Source organism: Paenibacillus sp. FSL R5-0407, from assembly GCF_038009185.1.
GTDB classification, from domain to species: domain Bacteria; phylum Bacillota; class Bacilli; order Paenibacillales; family Paenibacillaceae; genus Fontibacillus; species Fontibacillus vini.
The window spans coordinates 2,590,876-2,608,395 of sequence record NZ_JBBPAX010000001.1; the positions used below are offsets into that span (position 1 = coordinate 2,590,876).

Consider the following 17,520-nt stretch of genomic DNA (forward strand, 5'->3'; position numbering starts at 1 on the left):
AAAAGCCGGCAAGGTGTATCCCTGCCGGCCTTCTGTCATATTATTTTGATTGTTCTTCTTCGTAAACTACTACGGAACCGGATTCCGCTTCCCATTTCACCTCTGCCCCCAGAGCTTCACTTACGAAACGGGCCGGGACCAGCGTGGTGCCCTTTACAGTCGTTGAGGGAACTCCCAATTGCTTTTTCTCCCCGTTGACAAGCGCCGTTTTGCTGCCGAGTATCAGCTTAATGGTGATGTCTTCCTTTGTAATCGTGATTGTTTTCGTTTTCTCGTTCCAGTTTACTTCCGCCTGGAGCGCTTCTGCAATGGTTCTGAACGGCACCAGCGTATTCCCGTCTTGCACTACCGGAGGCACCGCCAAGGCCGACTCTTCTCCGTTTACAAACAGCTTCACGCCATGTTTGCCGAGCTTTTTATAATACTTGCCAAGCTGCTTGTATCCATCGAGGTTTTTCACATTCGCTTTAATGGCTTCCTTCTGGACGTAGACCGCATCCGTTACGCTTCCTTGCTTGTCCAACAGATCTGCGGCTTCGGATAATGCAGCTTCGGCCTCGATGATCGCCTCCAGCTCGGTTCTCATTTCATCGGTCAAATGCGCGTCGTATTTACTCAGCAAAATCTCGGCAACCACCGCGCCGGCAGGCTTATCCTTAACATTTTCAATCGCGTGCAATAACCCCTTATATCCTTGAGGCCCCCGCTTGTTATCTGTATATGTCGCATCGGTAACGGTAACTTTTTCTTTTTCCTTTTCTTTTTCTTTCGCTTTCTGCTGCTTTTGATTTTCGGAATTATTGATTTTTTCCGTTTTGTCATTTACCGGTTTACCGCTAGGTTTGTTTTGCTTCGAAACTTCCTCTTTTTTGTCCGGTTTGGCTCCCTTGTTGTCGTTTTTGGCAAAGACCGGACTGCCGACCAAACTTATAGCCAAGATGCAAGTCAGAGCGATGACCCACGTTTTCTTTTTCATTAATCCGCCTCCTTAATCTGTCTTAAATTCAATATCGGCATCACGATTATTATGTTTAGTTGAAAAATATGGTATCGGCGCAAAAAGCCCCGCCATCAGGATAATCCCTGACAGCGGGGCTGTATTCAAATTGATTTTACTTTGTCAGTTCCAGGAACAGCTTCACATCTTCCACGACTACAGACACGGCTTCACGCCAAAAATCAGGCTTTTTCAGGTCTGCATTCAGATGTTTAGCCGCCAATTCTTCAACGGTCATCCGGCCGGTATCCATCAACAGCGCGTCATATTTGTCGGCAAAACCGGCTCCTTCGCGAGCGGCAAGCGCATAGATTCCGGTACTGAACAGGTATCCGAATGTATACGGGAAGTTGTAGAACGGAACACCCGTAATATAGAAATGCAGCTTGGAAGCCCAGAAATGCGGGTGATATTCCCCTAATGCTCCGCGGAACGCTTCCCGCTGCGCTTCTTCCATTAATGTGCACAATTCCGACGCTTCCAGCAATCCTTGCTTGCGCTTCTCATAGAACCGCGTTTCAAACAGGAAGCGGGCATGGATATTCATGAAGAAGGCGATGCCGCTCTGAATTTTGTCCGCCAAAAGGCTGATTTTTTCCTTTTCACTGGCCGCATTCCGGACCAGAGCGTCCGCCACGATCATTTCCGCAAAGGTGGAAGCCGTTTCGGCTACATTCATGGCATAGTCCTGATTGAATTGCGGAAGCTCATCCATCAGATATTGATGATAAGCGTGACCAAGCTCGTGCGCCAGCGTCGCCATGTTCGAAACCGTGCCCCCGAAGGTCATGAATATCCGGGTTTCCTTGCTCACCGGCAGTGAAGTACAGAACCCGCCCGGACGTTTACCGGGGCGATCCTCCGCTTCGATCCAGCCTTTGTTAAAGGCCTGCACCGCAAAATCCGCCAGCTTCGGACTGAAGTTCCGGAATTGCTTGACGATTTCGGCTGCGGCCTCGTCATAGGTGATTTTCCCCGTAACCTCGCCCAGCGGGGCATCCACATCGCTCCAATTCAGCTTTTCCAGGCCTAACAGCTTTGCCTTCCGTTCCAAATAAGAGACGAAGATCGGTTTGCTTTCCTCAATCACCTGCCACATCGTATCCAGCGTTTCACGGGACATCCGGTTAATATCAAGCGGCTCCTTCAAGACATCTTCCCAACCGCGCTTATCGTATACTTTCAACCGGAACCCGGCTAACCGGTTCAAGGTGTCCGCAGCATAATCGGCAACCCCGCCCCAAGCCTCTTCCCATTTGCGGAATGTCGTATCCCGGACGCTCCGGTCCGGATCGTCAAGCTTGTTCGCCGCTTGACCAACGGAAAGAGTCACGGTTTCTCCCTTGTCATCGGTATAGGGAACACCTACCTTGGCGACGATCGTATCGTAATGCTGACCCCAGCCATGATAGCCGTCCACGGCAAGGTCCGAGACCAGGCTCTCCAGATCAGGCGATAACTTTTCTTTTGCCGCATGACGCTTTTCACTTAACACAAACGAGATCGGCGAAATTTCGGGACGTGCCATCCATGCTTCCCACACGGAATCTTCCGTCATCTGAAGTATATTTTGAAACAGCGTCATCACAGTTTCGTACTTCGCTCGAAGCGCGGTCACTTTGGATTCAAGCTGCACTGCTTTTTTGTCATGCTGGTCCTGTGCCGTCAAACACTCCACAAAACCCGAAGCTTCCAAAATGCGACGGGAAGCGCTCTGCATACCTTCGATCAAGTCATCGAAGCGGCCGGTATCCTCCGCATGTTTAGGAGCCTCGGCCCCTTTCAGACCTTCATTCAACGAGGAGAGATCTTCCTCCAACTGGTCAAGGAAGGACCGGAAAGCCTCTGAGGAAGAACCTCCCGTAAAAATCTTTTCAAGATCCCATGTCGGCGTAACCGGATTGCTTAATTGTTCCATCGCTATATTCATCCTTTCTTGTCCCCCGTATTGATCCCGGGCGGAATAAAAGTGTATAACTATAAGTACATATTTGCCCATTTGAGCTGTTCGACAACGGGGCGTATACTAAGTAACACATTTAGGAGGTAATTTTATTATGAAGCCATTGCAAATCTCGCCGGAAACCGCAATCAAGCTGGCTGCCGAACTGAAGGTGCCAATCGAGCATCTTATGCATATGCCGCAACATATATTACTGCAAAAAATCGCGGAGCTAGCCACGAAGGAAGCCGCTGGCCAGCAGGCCGACAAACCGGATCAGTCATCATGATTCCTTTTGAGAAGACGCTGCCCTACGACATCATCATGAAAGATGTCTATGTACTTGAATGCCCCTTCTGCGGAACAAACAATGTCCTGCTTCCCCTTAAGCCGCGCGATATTATTCAGGTCCATGAGGGAAAAAAGAAGCTGCTTGTCTTCCCTTGCTGCGGAAACAAAGTCATGCTCTTGGACAGCGATAATGATTATTTGCTGACAGACACCGTTCTACGTTAAGAAATGTAAAACAGCGGGGTTACATTAACCCCGCATTTCCTCCGGCAATTCCTGCCCACCGTTCAGCATTTCCTCACGAAGCAAAGCCCACTGTTCCCGGCAGGCCCGAATCATGGCCGCGTCCATAATCCGCTTGTCATTGATGACGCGGGAGAACCATTTCACCGCATCGTTGTTATTCCCCGTACGGCGATGAAGCTCACCGATCAGGTACATCAAGCGGGCATCGCTGCCTTGCATGTCCTCATTTTCATAAACCCGGATATAGGAGTCCAGGGAAAATTTCAGGAACCGCTGCTCCTGCTCCTTGTTGTCCTGATACCTGTAAAGCCAGGCAATATGATGCAGCAGGCTCGCGACGATCCGATCCTTTTCCCCGATCGTTTGAGCGCATAACAATCCCAATTTGTACGTTTCGAGGGCCGTGTTCCAATCTCGGTGTCCGCCGAAATCGCGTTGGACGAACCGTTTGCCGATGACTTCCTGGAACCGGCTCCGCTGCATATCATTAATTTTTGGATTGAAATTTTCCGTCGACGCGAATCCGCAGGAAGGACAAATCCGCACTACATAATAATCCGGATTCTCCGCCCGGTAATATCCGCAAAAATCCGTATCCGTCCGTATAGCCCGTTTAAAACTCTGACGCACACGTGAGGTTGAGAAAACGGCTTCGCAATGGCTGCATGTCACCTTGATCTGGTAAAGAGGTTCTAATTCCACAGGATTAACTTCCTTTCGTATCCGTCTAAAATAAGTGCGCGTTATTCCTCTGTTGTATTGACGAAATGAAAAGCTGGGCCCGACAAACGTTTAAGTACGAATTCCCGCAGCGGCTCCTCGACCCCTATCTCCTCCAGAGCATTGCGCATGCATCCAAGCCAGGCTTCCGCCCGTTCCGGCGTGACCGGGAAAGGGAGATGACGAGCCCGCATCATCGGATGACCGTATGCATCGGAGTATAGGGACGGCCCCCCGAAAAATTGCGACAGAAACATATACTGCTTCTCCATCACCGGATAAATATCATCGGGAAAAAGCGGACCGAGCAGAGGATTCTCCTGCACTTTCGGATAGAACGCCTCCACCAGCCGCCGGATGGTATCAGCTCCGCCCAAATTATCGTAAATGCTTAAACTTGGATTCAATATATCTCCATCTTTCATACGAATTATTAAAAAAAGTTTATACTGTCCTTATTATACCAAACTTATGGCAAAAAAAAATAAAAGCTCCGAAACGGAGCTTCTACGTATAAGTGACCTCTTGAGCAGAGGAATGTCTAGTAACTGCGCCAATCCTCTTCACCGGAACGGACTAGAGAGGCGCGAATGACGTATACAAAGGCGCAAACGAGAACACCGGCGACAAAGCTCATCTTCAACACTCCATCCATGTTCGACTTTATAGGCACATTTTAACATAAAGAAACGAAAAATACAGCCTCTTTTTGTAATCGCTTTCTTTATTTTTTGGTGCTGTTTGTCCCTTCGAATACATACACTTCACTAAGATCCTAGTGGAGGCGTTACTAATGAATTTAAAGCGATGGAGCACTCTATCCTTGATCGCCGCAACGCTGTTTATGGCGGTGCTTATGCTGGCGTTCCCTCGCGCTTCGTGGGAAGCCGGAATAAGAGGGCTCGCCATTTGGTGGGACGTGCTATTTCCGTCCCTTTTTCCATTCTTCGTCATTTCCGAGGTCATGCTTGGCTTCGGAATCGTGCATTTTCTCGGCAAGCTGCTGGATCCGCTGATGAAGCCGCTGTTCCGTATTCCTGGAAGCGGCGGATTTGTGGCCGCCATGGGTTTTGCCTCCGGCTATCCCGTCAGTGCCAAGTTGGCTACCAAACTAAGAGAACAGCGGCTCGTTAGCCGTGAAGAGGGAGAGCGCCTCGTCGCTTTCACAACCTCTTCGGACCCTATTTTTCTGATCGGCGCCGTGTCGGTCGGCTTTTTTGGCAACCCTAAACTGGCCGGCATCCTAGCCATTTCCCATTATGGCAGCGCGTTGCTGCTAGGGGTGCTGATGCGCTTTTACGGGACCCAAGGCGGAGGAGGCAACCAAGACCAGCCCTCTTCAAAGTCACCCCGCCCCTCATTCAGTCTCCGGACCGCGCTGAAGGCGATGCATGAAGCAAGGCTGCAGGACGGGCGCAGTCTTGGCGAATTGCTCAGACAAGCCGTCGGTTCTTCCCTGCAGCTCATGACCGTTGTCGGCGGATTGGTCGTATTTTTCTCCGTCGTCCTGGAGGTATTAACGGCCTCCCATGTCATGAACGCATTGTATTCCGGCGTCCGGCTGCTGCTCCCGGCTGTCGCCCTGCCCTCCGATCTCGCAGAGCCGCTGGTCGGCGGGCTGTTTGAAGTGACGCTTGGCGCCAAGGCAGCGGCGGCTCCGGCGGGAGTTCCGCTGATGTTCAAGGCGGCGGCCGCCGCCTTTATTCTGTCCTGGGGCGGACTGTCGGTCCATGCCCAGGTGGCCAGCATCTTGAACGGAGCGGATCTTCGCTATTTGCCATTCCTAATCGCCCGCCTGATTCATGCCGTTTTGTCCGCAGTTCTTCTGCTTCTGATATGGAACCCCCTGATGGGCCATCTCCCCGCCTTTTTCCCGCTAACTTCAGAAACAGGGGCGATATTCTTCGGATGGGGAGGCGTTCCGAAAATGATTTCACTGATGGTGGTCCTCATCGCCTCACTCGTTATTGTCTCGCTGCTTGCCGGAATCATTCACCGGATCGTGCCGGGAATAGGGAAGCGGGCTGGAAAATGAAACGTTGTGTTCTGTTTCGGAATTGATTATGATCGTTACAAAAGGAAAAATAAAGGAGCCTGTCATCTTGAGATATTACGTTCTGGACCGCGGAGATCAGTTGTCCGTTGACTTAAGCGAATCCTTCCATAAAATGGCGTCCGAGCAAGGACTGCAACTGGATGCCGAATCTCCGGATATCGTCGTATCGATCGGCGGTGATGGCACGATGCTTCATGCCTTTCATACTTTCATCGACCGGATTCCTTCAATCGCCTTTGTAGGCGTTCATACCGGACATCTCGGCTTCTATGCCGACTGGAAAGCGGATGAAATTCCCGAATTGATCCGGATGATGAGCAGCCATAAAGATGAAGGGATGCTAAAGCCCCGGATTGTCCGTTATCCGCTCGTAGATTTGGAAATTCGCAAAAAATCGGGAACTTCATCTTATATATGCTTAAATGAGTTTACTCTCAAAAGCGTTGACGGGACCGTCGTAGCCCAGGTGGATATTAACGATCATTTGTTCGAGATGTTCCGCGGTGACGGCATTTGCGTTTCCACCCCATCCGGCAGTACGGCCTATAACAAAAGTCTGGGGGGAGCCATGATCCACCCTTCCATCGAGGCTTTGCAAATCTCGGAAATCGCTTCGATCAATAACCGGGTTTTCCGGACCATGGGATCCGCTCTGGTGCTGCCGAAGCATCATCATTGCGATATTTATTCCAGAAAAGAGCAGAACCTGCTGCTTACTGTAGACCACATTAATTTGCCTATGGATGATCTGATTTCCGTCCGCTGCCAGGTGGCCGCACAAAAAATCAGCTTCGTGCGTTATCGGCCGTTCCCTTTCTGGAACCGGGTCCGGAACGCTTTCCTGGGCTAACACTTTTTTAGCAAAGGATAATCATTTATGAAATTGAACAAGTTTTACCGCAAAGCCCTCATTCCGCTGCTGGCGATTCCGTTGCTGGGCCTTCCCCAAGCGGCGGGCGCAGCGGCGGACAGCGCAAAAGCCGCCGAAGAGGCGGGGCAAACCTCCGAGATGGAGATTATTCAAGAAGTGCTTAATTATTTGGACGCTTATAATATCGAGGGAGCAGACAGGGAGTTATTTCTCGAGAACGCGATCCGAGGAATGGTTTACACCTTGGATGATCCTTACAGCGATTATTACACCGCTGAAGAATTGGCGGAATTCGAAGACAGCGTGAATCAGGAATTCGTCGGCATTGGAGTAACACTCCGGTTTACCGGGAACAAGCTGTATATAACCGATGTGCTGCCCGGTTCCCCAGCCGGTTCCGCGGGGCTGAAGAAGGGAGATATCATTGCCAAGGTTGACGGGGAACCGGTCAAAACCGGCGAGGATATTCTTCGGATACAGGGTGAAGAGAATACGAAAGTGCTTTTGGGTATAACCCGCGGCAACCAGAACCTCTCGCTCTCCGTCAAGCGGTCCCATTTCTCGCTTCCTTCCGTTACGGGAAGCTACATTCCTTCGGGCAGGATCGGATATATCACCTTATCCTCCTTCTCCGAGAATGCGGACAAGGAATTTGCAGCCGAGCTGGACAAGCTCCGCAAGGCGGGGATGAGATCGATGGTGCTGGATCTCCGGGACAATCTTGGCGGATACGTGGATTCGGCGGCCAACATCGCCAAGTATTTTATGAAGAGCGGTACATTAATGTATACGTCCGGACAAAACGGTGAACTCGAAGCGGTGACCATTTCCGGCGGACAAGATATCGGAATGCCGGTTGTCATTTTAACTAACGAATTGACCGCCAGCGCCTCCGAGATTTTAACAGGTGCCCTGCATGATAATGGGATTGCAACCGTTGTAGGGACTCAAACCTATGGAAAAGCACGAATTCAAAACGTCTTTACGCTCTCCAACGGCAGCTCCCTGAAGCTTACGGTTCAGCGGTACTTAACGCCGAAGCGGGAGGACTTCAATCATGTCGGCCTTAAGCCGGACATCGAAGTGATGAATAACGCTACAGCCCAGTTGATCACAGCCTTGAACAAGGCGGGAGCAAGAACCATTGAACTAAGCGGTAATGCTTCTTCACTAACTATCAACGGCGTGGCTTTTAGCGGTTATGTCGATACCTTGCAAAGCGGCGACAAACTCTATGTCCCTTCCCGTATTCTTGCAGCGCTGCTCAAAGGCGACGTAGCGTGGAGTGCCTCCACCCAGAAGCTGACCGTCACGAATGCCGCCGGAAGCAAGGCCGGGTTTACGATCGCGGCGAAAACCGCCAAAATGATCGATGGGGAAACCTATGTGGAAATTCATGAGTTCCAGAAGAAGTTCCCTGACATCAAATGGAGCTTCAAGCAAGGCACGCTTCACTTATCCAAATAAACTTATCGCATCGTCATCGCAATTATAAGCATCATTCTTGGAACCTGGGGCCACTTGGCTTCGGGTTCTTTTTATTTCCTTTTGTTCTAACTTAGAACCTTCAAAACCTTCATTCATTGCGGTGATCTAACAATCTAACATGCTAACGGACATGAGGGCCGCTAACTGCCCCAAATTTTACTTTTCTAGACGCTAACGGACATGAGAGACGTTATCCGCCACTATATGCTTCAAAAAGTCACCTTTTCTACGCTTTAACGTCCCTGGTGTCCGTTAGTTTTTCAAACCACCTGTTTTGGCGCAAATAACGGCCTCCATGTCCGTTAAATCTCCAAAGTGTTGTTCCGCTCAACTGAAAATAAAAAAACGGCCCCCGATCAAGATTCGGGAACCGTTTTTTCTTCGCCTGACGGCTGTTTTGCTGCCGGGACGTTTTCTTTGGTATTTTCTTTAACCTTTTGCAACACAAAATATTTACATCCGAAATTGCAGTATTCGTTGATATAGTCCGTAATGCCCGAGTAAGCCGTGTCGCGATTTACTTTCGGGTGGTTATCGCGTAAAAAGCCCTTTAAGCGCAGCTTTTCGTAACCCCAATCCCCGATAATATAATCGTATCTATCCAGGACCTCACTGTATCTTTGCTTAAATGCTTCCAAATCCCAAGCATCCTTGTAATTCTGAATCAGTTCATAGTTTTTGCCGCCGATTTGAATCAATCGCCATACCTCCTTACCCGCTAAACGGAAGCGGATGCACCTTCTTTATGGCTCTTCGCCGATTTGACCTGCTCATGGGCATGGTAGGAGCTGCGGACTAGCGGTCCGGACTCCACGTGGCTGAAGCCGCGCTTCAAGCCCTCTTGTTTTAGCTCCGCAAATTGCTCCGGAGTATAGTATTTCTCCACCCGCAGATGCTGCGGGGAAGGCTGCAAGTATTGGCCGATCGTCAAAATATCGCAATCCACAGCACGCAGATCATCCATCGCTTGCAAAATTTCGTCCCATTCTTCGCCTACCCCAAGCATAATGCTCGATTTCGTAGGAATGGACGGCTTCATCGCCTTGGCGCGCTGCAGCAATTCGAGGGACCGACGGTATTTCGCCTTGGCCCGGACCCGGTCCGACATCCGTTCTACCGTTTCAATATTGTGGTTCAAAATATCGGGTTTAGCTTCCATTACGATTCGCAGCGACTCTTCATTTCCGAGAAAATCAGGGATTAACACTTCCACGGAGCACAGAGGCAAACGCCCTCTAATGGCATGAATCGTTTCCGCAAAAATCCGGGCTCCTCCATCGTTCAGATCGTCCCTGGCGACACTTGTCACTACGCAGTGCTGCAAATTCATATTTTCGGCCGCCTCGGCTACCCGCTTCGGCTCCTCCAGATCGAGCTCGGTCGGCATTCCGGTATTCACCGCACAGAAGCGGCAAGCACGGGTGCAGGTTTCGCCCAGAATCATAAAAGTGGCCGTACGGTTAGCCCAGCATTCATATATATTGGGACACCGCGCTTCTTCACAGACGGTATGCAGCGTCTTGGAGCGCATCATATTTTTAATGTCCTGATAATTATCTCCGGTTGTCAGCTTAATTCGAATCCAGTCTGGTTTAGGTTCACTCACGGGTTTTGGCAAATCTGGAGACCTTCCTTCTTGTGGAATAAGCTATAGCGCCATTTATTATATCATGAATTCACTGGAAATACCTACTTTAAAAGGTTGTTCAAATAGTCATCTTTGGATGCTTCGCCAATTTCATAATTCCCCTGCCTCCTCAAAATTATGAAATCTGCACTAAAACTGGAATAAAAACACAACCTTTGCATCAACCTAAGTGACAGCCAACCCAACCAAAGGAGGAGATCTTCCTTGAGATCTTTTGTTATTTCCGGCGGTAAAATCATTCGCATCCTTATCTGCGTTATGGTGCTTACCTCGCTGTCGACGGTCCCCGGCTTTGGCGCGGCTGCCGCCAAGGCTCCCGGAACACCGGCAACGTCCGCCGGCAAGAGCATTCACGAACTAAGGCAGACCCTGTATCAAGAGACCGGAATGCTGACACAGATTCCTTGGTACTGGCTTGCAGCGATAGATCAATATGAACGCACGATCACCCCGCGAAAAAAGACGGAGTCCACAAAAAAACGGCTTGTGGACCTTAATTTTAAAGGCGCTGTCTGGGCCGGACCGCTTAACCCCAATCCCGAGGATACGGTTCCCGCGACGATCGGATTATTCGGCGGTCTCGGTAAGGACGCCACCGCCGACGGAGCGGCGGATCCCAGTAACGACCGGGATGCGTTGTTCACACTCGCTACCTATCTTAGCAGCTTCGGGTATGAGGACGAGGATTTTCGCATAGCGTTATGGCGTTATTACCAGAATGACTCCTCGGTAACGAGAATTCGCCAGTTTGCAAAAATCTATAAAACCTACGGCCGGGTTGATCTGTTGGCCAGCGCATTCCCCCTTCCCGTAAAAAGTGTGTACACCTTCCGGGACACATGGGGCGACCGACGGGGCTGGGGCGGCCTTCGAACCCATGAAGGCACCGACTTATTCGCCTCCTATGGCGTACCTGTCCGCAGCGTCTGTTACGGAGTCGTCGAGACGAAAGGCTGGAACCCATATGGCGGCTGGCGGATCGGTATTCGGGATTTAAATAACCGATATCATTACTACGCCCATTTGCAAGGTTACGAGAAAAAGATCGAGGTCGGCGACGTCGTCGAACCCGGTCAAACGATCGGCTGGGTAGGCAGCAGCGGATACGGGCCTCCCGGGACCCAAGGACGATTCGCGCCGCATCTTCATTACGGAATTTACAGGGACACCGGGACGACGGAATGGGCATTCAATCCCTACCCGCTTCTACGGCAGTGGGAAAGAGCGGACCGCCTAAAAAAGTGACCCCTGCCCTGTCTTCTTCATATAGATCCGCCCTTTACAATAAAAAAGACGCCCTGGTGGGCGTCTTTTTTATTTATGACTGTCGGACTGTTCCGGGCTTTCGGCACTCCCTGCATTTCCGTCGCCTTTACTCCCGCTACCCGTATTTCCTGCCTCTCCATCCGTGCCGGAGGAGTCCTTCTCCGCTTCATCGGATTGCACCTTGGTCCCCGAATCTTCCGGAACTGCGGGCAGCGCGATATTCGGCGCACCGGCCTGATCTCCCACTGGATTCCCCTTGCCATCGTAATAATACATAGGGACATCGCCGACAACGAGCAGATAAGATACCGGAATCTCCGTCTCCACGGCCTGCGGTTCCATATCAAAAGGCACCACGACGGCAAGTTCCGTGCGTACGCGCAGATAAACCTCAACTAAAATATTGTTGATGCCTGCATCCTGCCGCCGGGTGTTTAAATCGACCTTAACGTCGCCTTTTGGCTCGATCTTGATTGGAATCCCGGGTCCGAAGGAGGCAAGAATCGGACTGCCGAGCGCCTGCCCAAGCGGGATGTGCTCCGATAACCGGGAAACCTCGTCGAGCGTGGTCCGGACCGTCTGAATCGTATCGGAAGTAATTCGCATGTGAGCGGAATAGTTCAGCATGAAGCCCGAAACCTTCCCCGCATCATCGGTCTTCCAATCGATCAGGTTCCCCACCTCTTGCTCGTTCGCGACCTGCGAGGTGATCGCCTCATTAATCGATTCCGTGGCGATTTGCTTCACCCGGATTTTCGCCAGATGCATGATCGGCTCCTTCATATGGCGCTCGACATATTGAAAAAACTGAAAAATGGCAATAAACGTAATGGCCAGGACGACAAGCCAAATCTTTCGCCTGCTAAGCGGCCCCCTTCGCCGCCCTCTGTGCCATCTTCTTCTCCGGCTGCGAAATCCCCTTCTAAACCGCAGCATTCCTTCATCCCCCCTGCTTTGTCCACGGCGGAACATCTATACAGGTTATGCTGGACAGGGTGAAAAAAGAAGGCCGGGCTGCCACTTGCCATCGAACGTTGATGCTTCAGTACCGATAATATATGATGCAATTAGGAGGGGAGAGCAAATGAAACAATTAATGCGCAAAGCCGCAAAGGCATTCGGGCTTTCCGTAATCAGCTTGATTTGCCCTCCTATGCGTCTTTGGCATTCTGTTCTTCTTCGGAGTATGGTATTACGACAATTTTATGTGAATGTCTTCAGTTCCCCGAGTATTCTTAAAAGAAAAAGGATCAAGCAAAGGGGTATCGCTCCCCTTCCGCTTGATCCTTTTCACTTTGTTTAATTGATTACGAAGCGAATTAACGCTTAACCGCCTTCAACTTGAATTTCGTGCTGGCGTAGTCGCCCTTCAGTTCGGGGATCACGAGCCCAAAGTTCATCAAGCGGTCACCCGGCCATACGCCGTCCAAACCCTCCACGGAATAGTCTAACTCCGGATTCAAGCCTTTGAAGCGTAATCTTTTCTCCGGCGGATGCGGTTCGGCCAATACTCTGAAAAAGAAAGCGATCGCTTCCTTCCGGTCTGGCGAAACGAACATCCATGCCGACTCCGTGCTTTCGAACGGACTGAGCAGCCGGTATAGGTCGCCCTGCTGTACCAGCGAGCGAATCCCCTTATATTCCTTCACCTGCTCCTTGACGATCTCCTTTTCTTCTTCCGTGAACTTGGTCAGATCCAGCTCGTAGCCGAAATTCCCGGACATCGCGACGTCGCCTCTCATTTTGAGCGGGGTCATCCGTTCCACCTGGTGGTTCGGTATTGCGGATACATGGGCGCCGATCGAGCTGACCGGATAGACCAGGCTGGTTCCGTACTGGATCTTCAGCCGCTCCACCGCATCGGTGTCATCGCTGGTCCAGGTTTGCGGCATGTAATACAACATGCCGGGATCGAATCGGCCGCCGCCGCTGCTGCAGTTCTCGAACAGAATATCAGGAAAGCGGGAGGTCAGCCGTTCCAACAGCTCGTAGAGACCCAAGATTTGACGATGAGCGATCTCCGACTGGTGTTCCGGTGCAGCCGCAGCCGAACCGATCTCCGTCAAACTACGGTTCATATCCCATTTGATGTACGCAATCGGAACCGTGCTGAAGATGCCGCTCAGCGTCTCATAAATATATTCGCGCACTTCGGGCCTCGAGTAGTCCAGCACCAGCTGCCATCTTGCTTCCGTTCTGCGTCTGCCTTCCACATGCAGGCACCAGTCCGGATGTTTGCGGTACAGCTCGCTTTCCGGGGAGATCATCTCCGGCTCGAACCATAGACCGAACTTCATTCCCAATGCATTGATCTTTTCCGCGACTTCCGTCAGTCCTCCCGGCAATTTTCTCAAATCCGGCGTCCAATCTCCAAGAGACGTTCTGTCGTTGTCCCGTTTTCCGAACCAGCCGTCATCCAGCACAAACAGCTCAATGCCCATTTCCGCGCCCGCTTTTGCTATGTCTATCAGCTTTTCAGTATTAAAATCGAAATAGGTGCCTTCCCAATTGTTCACTAGAATCGGCCGCTCCCGATCCCGGTGTACGCCGCGGCTCAGCCGCGTACGGTACAAGCGGTGATACATTCTCGACATCTCTCCCAAGCCGTCCGCCGAGTAAACCATAACGGCTTCCGGTGTCTGAAACGTTTGTCCCGGCGCAAGAACCCAGGTGAAATCGAACGGATTAAGACCGATGGAGAACCGGGTCGATTTAAAGGAATCCACTTCTGCAACTGCCGCGAAATTTCCGCTGTATACAAAGCTAAGGCTGTAAACCTCCCCATGATCCTCATCCGCTCCCGGCTCGGCCAGAGCAATAAACGGATTCAACTGGTGCCCGCTCATCCCGCCTCTGCGGCCTTCGATGACAGTTCCGCCGGGACCCAGCGGTCGCCGCTGAATATGCGCTTCACGGGACCAGGAGCCGGCCAGGTAAATCATGTCCAAGTCCGAGCGCGGCAAATCCACGCTCGCGCTGAGCGCCTTCAGAAGCTGAAGACTCTGCCCGCCTTTATTTTCAAATCGGACCGATCTAGCGATCGCGTCAGAATGCCGGAACACGCTGTAACTGAGCGTCACCGCAAGACCGGTGTACTCATCCTTCAACTCCAGCTCTAGAGTTTCGGCCTCGTCATCACTCTCGGTATAGAGACCCGGCAAGCCCTCCAGTTGCGGTTTACCGGCAATAATACGGTATCCCTGATATACTAGCTCCGTAATTCTTGATCCGTCTTCCAGCCGTACTTGATAGGCCGGATTGCGGAAATCGCCCGAACCGTATTGCGGATACTCTTGCGGAAGACGATCCAGAAGAAGCGGGCCATCCATATTGATCAGACTTTGCGGATGCTCTTCCATACGCAGCTTTTTGCCCCAATAAGCGTGTGCCGGATAGCCGTTTACGATTTGTAGAATATAGCTCATCCGCTCCGATTGCAGATGAAAAATTCCTTCTTGTTCATAGTAACGAATAGCCATATAAGGTTGATCCCCTTTTCCTTAAAATAGTTTGAGGAAATGTGCTCTCTCCATCTTAAAGCCGGGCCTTCCCCGCAGTAAATGGAACATGACTATGGAAATATGGCATAATGATAGATGATTGTACATTTTCCGATAATATTATACGTTAAATATGTCATTGTACTTGATTGAATATAGAGGACTGAATCATTATGATGGAATACCTGGCAGGCAACCCCTCATTTTTGGATCTGCATATTACGCAATATGGATTAGAGCAGTGTTGGCCGCAGCATGATTACGGGCCTGCCGTAAGAGATCATTACCTCATTCATTTCATACTTGATGGCCAAGGTATTTTCGAAACGGGGAACCGTACCTATCACCTCAAAAAGGGCCAGGCCTTTCTCATTGTTCCGGAAGCCGTCACTTATTACCGGGCCGATGCCGCCGATCCTTGGACCTATGCCTGGGCAGGCTTTCAAGGCATCCAGGCGGAAAGCTATTTGCGGCAGGCCGGACTGTCTATGGAATCTCCGATTCTGGATCGTATCGACCCCGATACCGTGGAGCGTTGTATCCGGCATATGCATGATTCCAGAGCCCTCCCGAGCGGACGCGATTTGAAGCTGACCTCGCTCCTGTACTCGCTGTTCTCCCATATGGCCGAAACCAATCCGCCCCATGCCCCGGAGTCCAGGAAGGACGATCGTCAGGACAAGTATGTTAATAAAGTGGTTGATTTCATCGGCACCAATTACGGAAACAAAATCAGCATTTCCCAAATTGCCAATTTTGTCGGGCTGGACCGAAGCTATTTGTGCGCTGTTTTCAAATCCCGGACCGGTTCCAGCATCCAGGAATATTTAATTGCTTTCCGGATGAACAAGGCTTGCGGATTAATGGGCAACAGCCTGCTTTCGATCGGCGACATCGCCAGATCGGTCGGTTACGAAGACCCGTTATTGTTCTCCAAAATGTTCAAAAAAGAAAAGGGCCTTTCCCCCAGGCAGTATCGTACCGCATACTTTCCGGGTTAAGGCCCCTTTTCGGGAGTACCATTTATATGTTAGTTGCTTACTTCCACCATTCGTCAAAAGGCGTAGCCGGAAGTTCCCTTTTGTGCATCGTCACCGTGTACCGCTTTTCGATATTGGCCTTCGCCTGCGGTTCAACCTCTTTGCCCGTAAGGTACTGGTCCAGCACCTCATACGACAATCCGAGCTCCGTTTCGTCCGCTTGCAACGGTTTGTTGTCGAGCAAATCCGCTGTCGGCGTCTTTAAGTACAAGCGTTCCGAGGCGTTCAGCTCCTTCAGGAGCTCCCGTCCTTGTCCTTTGGTCAGCCCCGCCAGCGGCATAACGTCGGCGCCGCCGTCACCGAATTTCGTGAAGAAGCCGGTGATGGCCTCCGCCGCATGATCCGTACCGATCACCAGGCATCCCTTCTCTCCGGCGATCGCATATTGAGCGATCATCCGCATCCGGGCTTTGACGTTTCCTTTGTTAAAGTCCGACATTCCGCTGCCAGCCATCGCCGCGAATTGTTCGGCAAAGGCATCCACCGAGGACTGAATGTTAAACTCGAACGATTCATCGGGCTGAATGAATTCCAAAGCTTCCTTAGCGTCCACTTCATCCCGTTGGATCCCATAGGGGAGACGGACGGCGTAGAACGTAGCCTCAAGCCCCTCTGCCCGTAGCTCTTCGACCGCAAGCTGGGCTAGCCGTCCCGCCAGCGTCGAATCCTGCCCTCCGCTGATTCCCAGCACATACCCTTTTGCTCCCGCTTTTTTGCAATACGCCTTCAGAAAATCGATACGCTCGCGGATCTCCTCTTTGACATCAATCACCGGTCTTACCTGCAACGCCCCGATAATTTGTTCTTGTGTATTCATCTTGTTCCTTCTCCTCTCTATTTATATAATTGATGATTCTTAATATAACTATAGCAATTGTCGGGTACCAGATACCGGGGTTCCCCACCAAGCCGAAACTCTTCCCTGATATAGGTGGAGCTGATTTCCATGGCTAACCCTTTATCAATAAGATGAAAGGTATGACCGTCATCGGCATTTCGGAGAATCGGCGATTTGCTGATCGCCGACAGCATGTTGATTCCGTCTCTTGCCATGACAATAAACTTGTTCTCGCGAATCAACTCTTCTGACTTCTTCCACTTCCCGGCTCCGATATCCAGCAGCAGGTCCGCGCCCATAATAAAGTAGATTTCGTCGTCCGGAAACTTGTTCTTGAAATGCTGCAAGGTCAAATAGGTGGCGATTTCCCAGCCTGCTTGCTTCATTTCATAATCGTCCGGGACAAATTTATCATTCCCTGCAATGGCCAGCAAAATCATATTCCAACGATGCTCATCGCTGACATTCATCGATTTGTCCGGCCGTTTATTGGAGCATGGCAGAAAAATGACCTTATCCAGTTTGCAGCGATGGGCAACCGTGCTTGCCGTCCAAAGATGCACATTCGTAATCGGATCGAAGGAGGATCCATAGATTCCGATTTTCCCCATAGCGCG

At 50.9% G+C, this 17,520-nt stretch carries 17 protein-coding genes; 7 read left to right on the forward strand and 10 right to left on the reverse strand.

The annotated features are described in order from the left end of the window. Positions 1–40: 40 nt before the first annotated feature. Positions 41–976 carry a copper amine oxidase N-terminal domain-containing protein gene (locus NYE70_RS12530; RefSeq protein ID WP_211025938.1) on the reverse strand — a complete coding sequence of 312 codons (936 nt, stop codon included), beginning with the start codon at positions 974–976 and terminating at the stop codon, positions 41–43. Positions 977–1,112: 136 nt separating this feature from the next. Next, positions 1,113–2,927: a M3 family oligoendopeptidase gene (locus NYE70_RS12535; RefSeq protein WP_341046224.1), complete on the reverse strand. Its 1,815-nt coding sequence runs from the start codon at positions 2,925–2,927 to the stop codon at positions 1,113–1,115. 127 nt (positions 2,928–3,054) lie between these two features. On the opposite strand from NYE70_RS12535, the gene NYE70_RS12540 reads away from it, so the two are divergent. Together NYE70_RS12540 and NYE70_RS12545 are read left to right on the forward strand one after the other, a co-directional pair. Continuing rightward, a complete protein-coding gene (locus tag NYE70_RS12540; protein ID WP_211025936.1) occupies positions 3,055–3,228 on the forward strand; it encodes a YycC family protein in 174 nt (57 codons plus the stop codon). Next, positions 3,225–3,455 (forward strand): hypothetical protein, encoded by a 231-nt coding sequence (locus NYE70_RS12545; protein WP_211025934.1) that lies wholly within the window; start codon positions 3,225–3,227, stop codon positions 3,453–3,455. The genes NYE70_RS12540 and NYE70_RS12545 overlap by 4 nt, the downstream gene beginning before the upstream one ends. Before the next feature lie 24 nt (positions 3,456–3,479). Here NYE70_RS12545 and NYE70_RS12550 read toward each other — a convergent pair whose 3' ends face one another. Together NYE70_RS12550 and NYE70_RS12555 are read right to left on the reverse strand one after the other, a co-directional pair. Continuing rightward, entirely contained in the window at positions 3,480–4,178 is a 699-nt protein-coding gene (locus NYE70_RS12550; protein WP_341046225.1) for a DUF2225 domain-containing protein, read from the reverse strand. A 41-nt stretch (positions 4,179–4,219) separates the two neighbouring features. Next, entirely contained in the window at positions 4,220–4,603 is a 384-nt protein-coding gene (locus NYE70_RS12555) for a globin domain-containing protein (RefSeq protein ID WP_211026016.1), read from the reverse strand. Positions 4,604–4,989: 386 nt separating this feature from the next. Here NYE70_RS12555 and ylbJ point away from each other — a divergent pair, with 386 nt between their 5' ends. The 3 genes from ylbJ to NYE70_RS12570 all read left to right on the forward strand — a co-directional run bounded on the left by ylbJ (position 4,990) and on the right by NYE70_RS12570 (position 8,590). Then, positions 4,990–6,231 carry a sporulation integral membrane protein YlbJ gene (ylbJ, locus tag NYE70_RS12560; RefSeq protein ID WP_341046226.1) on the forward strand — a complete coding sequence of 414 codons (1,242 nt, stop codon included), beginning with the start codon at positions 4,990–4,992 and terminating at the stop codon, positions 6,229–6,231. A gap of 67 nt (positions 6,232–6,298) precedes the next feature. Further along, positions 6,299–7,102: an NAD kinase gene (locus tag NYE70_RS12565; protein ID WP_211025928.1), complete on the forward strand. Its 804-nt coding sequence runs from the start codon at positions 6,299–6,301 to the stop codon at positions 7,100–7,102. Positions 7,103–7,129: 27 nt separating this feature from the next. Further along, entirely contained in the window at positions 7,130–8,590 is a 1,461-nt protein-coding gene (locus tag NYE70_RS12570) for a S41 family peptidase (RefSeq protein ID WP_290406606.1), read from the forward strand. Positions 8,591–8,967: 377 nt separating this feature from the next. Here NYE70_RS12570 and NYE70_RS12575 read toward each other — a convergent pair whose 3' ends face one another. Together NYE70_RS12575 and lipA are read right to left on the reverse strand one after the other, a co-directional pair. Then, entirely contained in the window at positions 8,968–9,309 is a 342-nt protein-coding gene (locus tag NYE70_RS12575) for a YutD family protein (RefSeq protein WP_290406607.1), read from the reverse strand. Between the two features lie 20 nt (positions 9,310–9,329). Further along, positions 9,330–10,229 carry a lipoyl synthase gene (gene lipA, locus NYE70_RS12580; RefSeq protein WP_211025734.1) on the reverse strand — a complete coding sequence of 300 codons (900 nt, stop codon included), beginning with the start codon at positions 10,227–10,229 and terminating at the stop codon, positions 9,330–9,332. A 288-nt stretch (positions 10,230–10,517) separates the two neighbouring features. On the opposite strand from lipA, the gene NYE70_RS12585 reads away from it, so the two are divergent. Then, complete coding sequence (locus NYE70_RS12585) at positions 10,518–11,504, forward strand: M23 family metallopeptidase (protein ID WP_435530091.1); 987 nt, start codon at positions 10,518–10,520, stop codon at positions 11,502–11,504. 69 nt (positions 11,505–11,573) lie between these two features. On the opposite strand, the gene yunB is transcribed toward NYE70_RS12585, so the two are convergent. Beyond that, positions 11,574–12,461: a sporulation protein YunB gene (gene yunB / locus NYE70_RS12590; protein WP_213655906.1), complete on the reverse strand. Its 888-nt coding sequence runs from the start codon at positions 12,459–12,461 to the stop codon at positions 11,574–11,576. Positions 12,462–12,844: 383 nt separating this feature from the next. Then, entirely contained in the window at positions 12,845–15,004 is a 2,160-nt protein-coding gene (locus tag NYE70_RS12595; RefSeq protein WP_211025727.1) for an alpha-galactosidase, read from the reverse strand. Positions 15,005–15,198: 194 nt separating this feature from the next. Here NYE70_RS12595 and NYE70_RS12600 point away from each other — a divergent pair, with 194 nt between their 5' ends. Continuing rightward, the gene (locus NYE70_RS12600; RefSeq protein ID WP_213655904.1) at positions 15,199–16,026 is read left to right on the forward strand and encodes an AraC family transcriptional regulator; all 828 of its coding nucleotides are present in this window, start codon (positions 15,199–15,201) and stop codon (positions 16,024–16,026) included. 37 nt (positions 16,027–16,063) lie between these two features. Here NYE70_RS12600 and nadE read toward each other — a convergent pair whose 3' ends face one another. Both nadE and nadD read right to left on the reverse strand, forming a co-directional pair. After that, positions 16,064–16,882: an ammonia-dependent NAD(+) synthetase gene (gene nadE, locus NYE70_RS12605; protein ID WP_290406609.1), complete on the reverse strand. Its 819-nt coding sequence runs from the start codon at positions 16,880–16,882 to the stop codon at positions 16,064–16,066. Positions 16,883–16,899: 17 nt separating this feature from the next. Further along, positions 16,900–17,514 carry a nicotinate (nicotinamide) nucleotide adenylyltransferase gene (nadD, locus tag NYE70_RS12610; protein ID WP_211025721.1) on the reverse strand — a complete coding sequence of 205 codons (615 nt, stop codon included), beginning with the start codon at positions 17,512–17,514 and terminating at the stop codon, positions 16,900–16,902. Positions 17,515–17,520: the final 6 nt, after the last annotated feature.

Bases quoted from the DNA above. Each gene is read 5' to 3' on its own strand.
- NYE70_RS12530 (WP_211025938.1), bottom strand. From the start codon at position 976: ATGAAAAAGAAAACGTGGGTCATCGCTCTGACTTGCATCTTGGCTATA.
- NYE70_RS12535 (WP_341046224.1), bottom strand. From the start codon at position 2,927: ATGAATATAGCGATGGAACAATTAAGCAATCCGGTTACGCCGACATGG.
- NYE70_RS12540 (WP_211025936.1), top strand. From the start codon at position 3,055: ATGAAGCCATTGCAAATCTCGCCGGAAACCGCAATCAAGCTGGCTGCC.
- NYE70_RS12545 (WP_211025934.1), top strand. From the start codon at position 3,225: ATGATTCCTTTTGAGAAGACGCTGCCCTACGACATCATCATGAAAGAT.
- ylbJ (WP_341046226.1), top strand. From the start codon at position 4,990: ATGAATTTAAAGCGATGGAGCACTCTATCCTTGATCGCCGCAACGCTG.
- NYE70_RS12570 (WP_290406606.1), top strand. From the start codon at position 7,130: ATGAAATTGAACAAGTTTTACCGCAAAGCCCTCATTCCGCTGCTGGCG.
- NYE70_RS12585 (WP_435530091.1), top strand. From the start codon at position 10,518: ATGGTGCTTACCTCGCTGTCGACGGTCCCCGGCTTTGGCGCGGCTGCC.
- yunB (WP_213655906.1), bottom strand. From the start codon at position 12,461: ATGCTGCGGTTTAGAAGGGGATTTCGCAGCCGGAGAAGAAGATGGCAC.
- NYE70_RS12595 (WP_211025727.1), bottom strand. From the start codon at position 15,004: ATGGCTATTCGTTACTATGAACAAGAAGGAATTTTTCATCTGCAATCG.
- NYE70_RS12600 (WP_213655904.1), top strand. From the start codon at position 15,199: ATGATGGAATACCTGGCAGGCAACCCCTCATTTTTGGATCTGCATATT.
- nadE (WP_290406609.1), bottom strand. From the start codon at position 16,882: ATGAATACACAAGAACAAATTATCGGGGCGTTGCAGGTAAGACCGGTG.
- nadD (WP_211025721.1), bottom strand. From the start codon at position 17,514: ATGGGGAAAATCGGAATCTATGGATCCTCCTTCGATCCGATTACGAAT.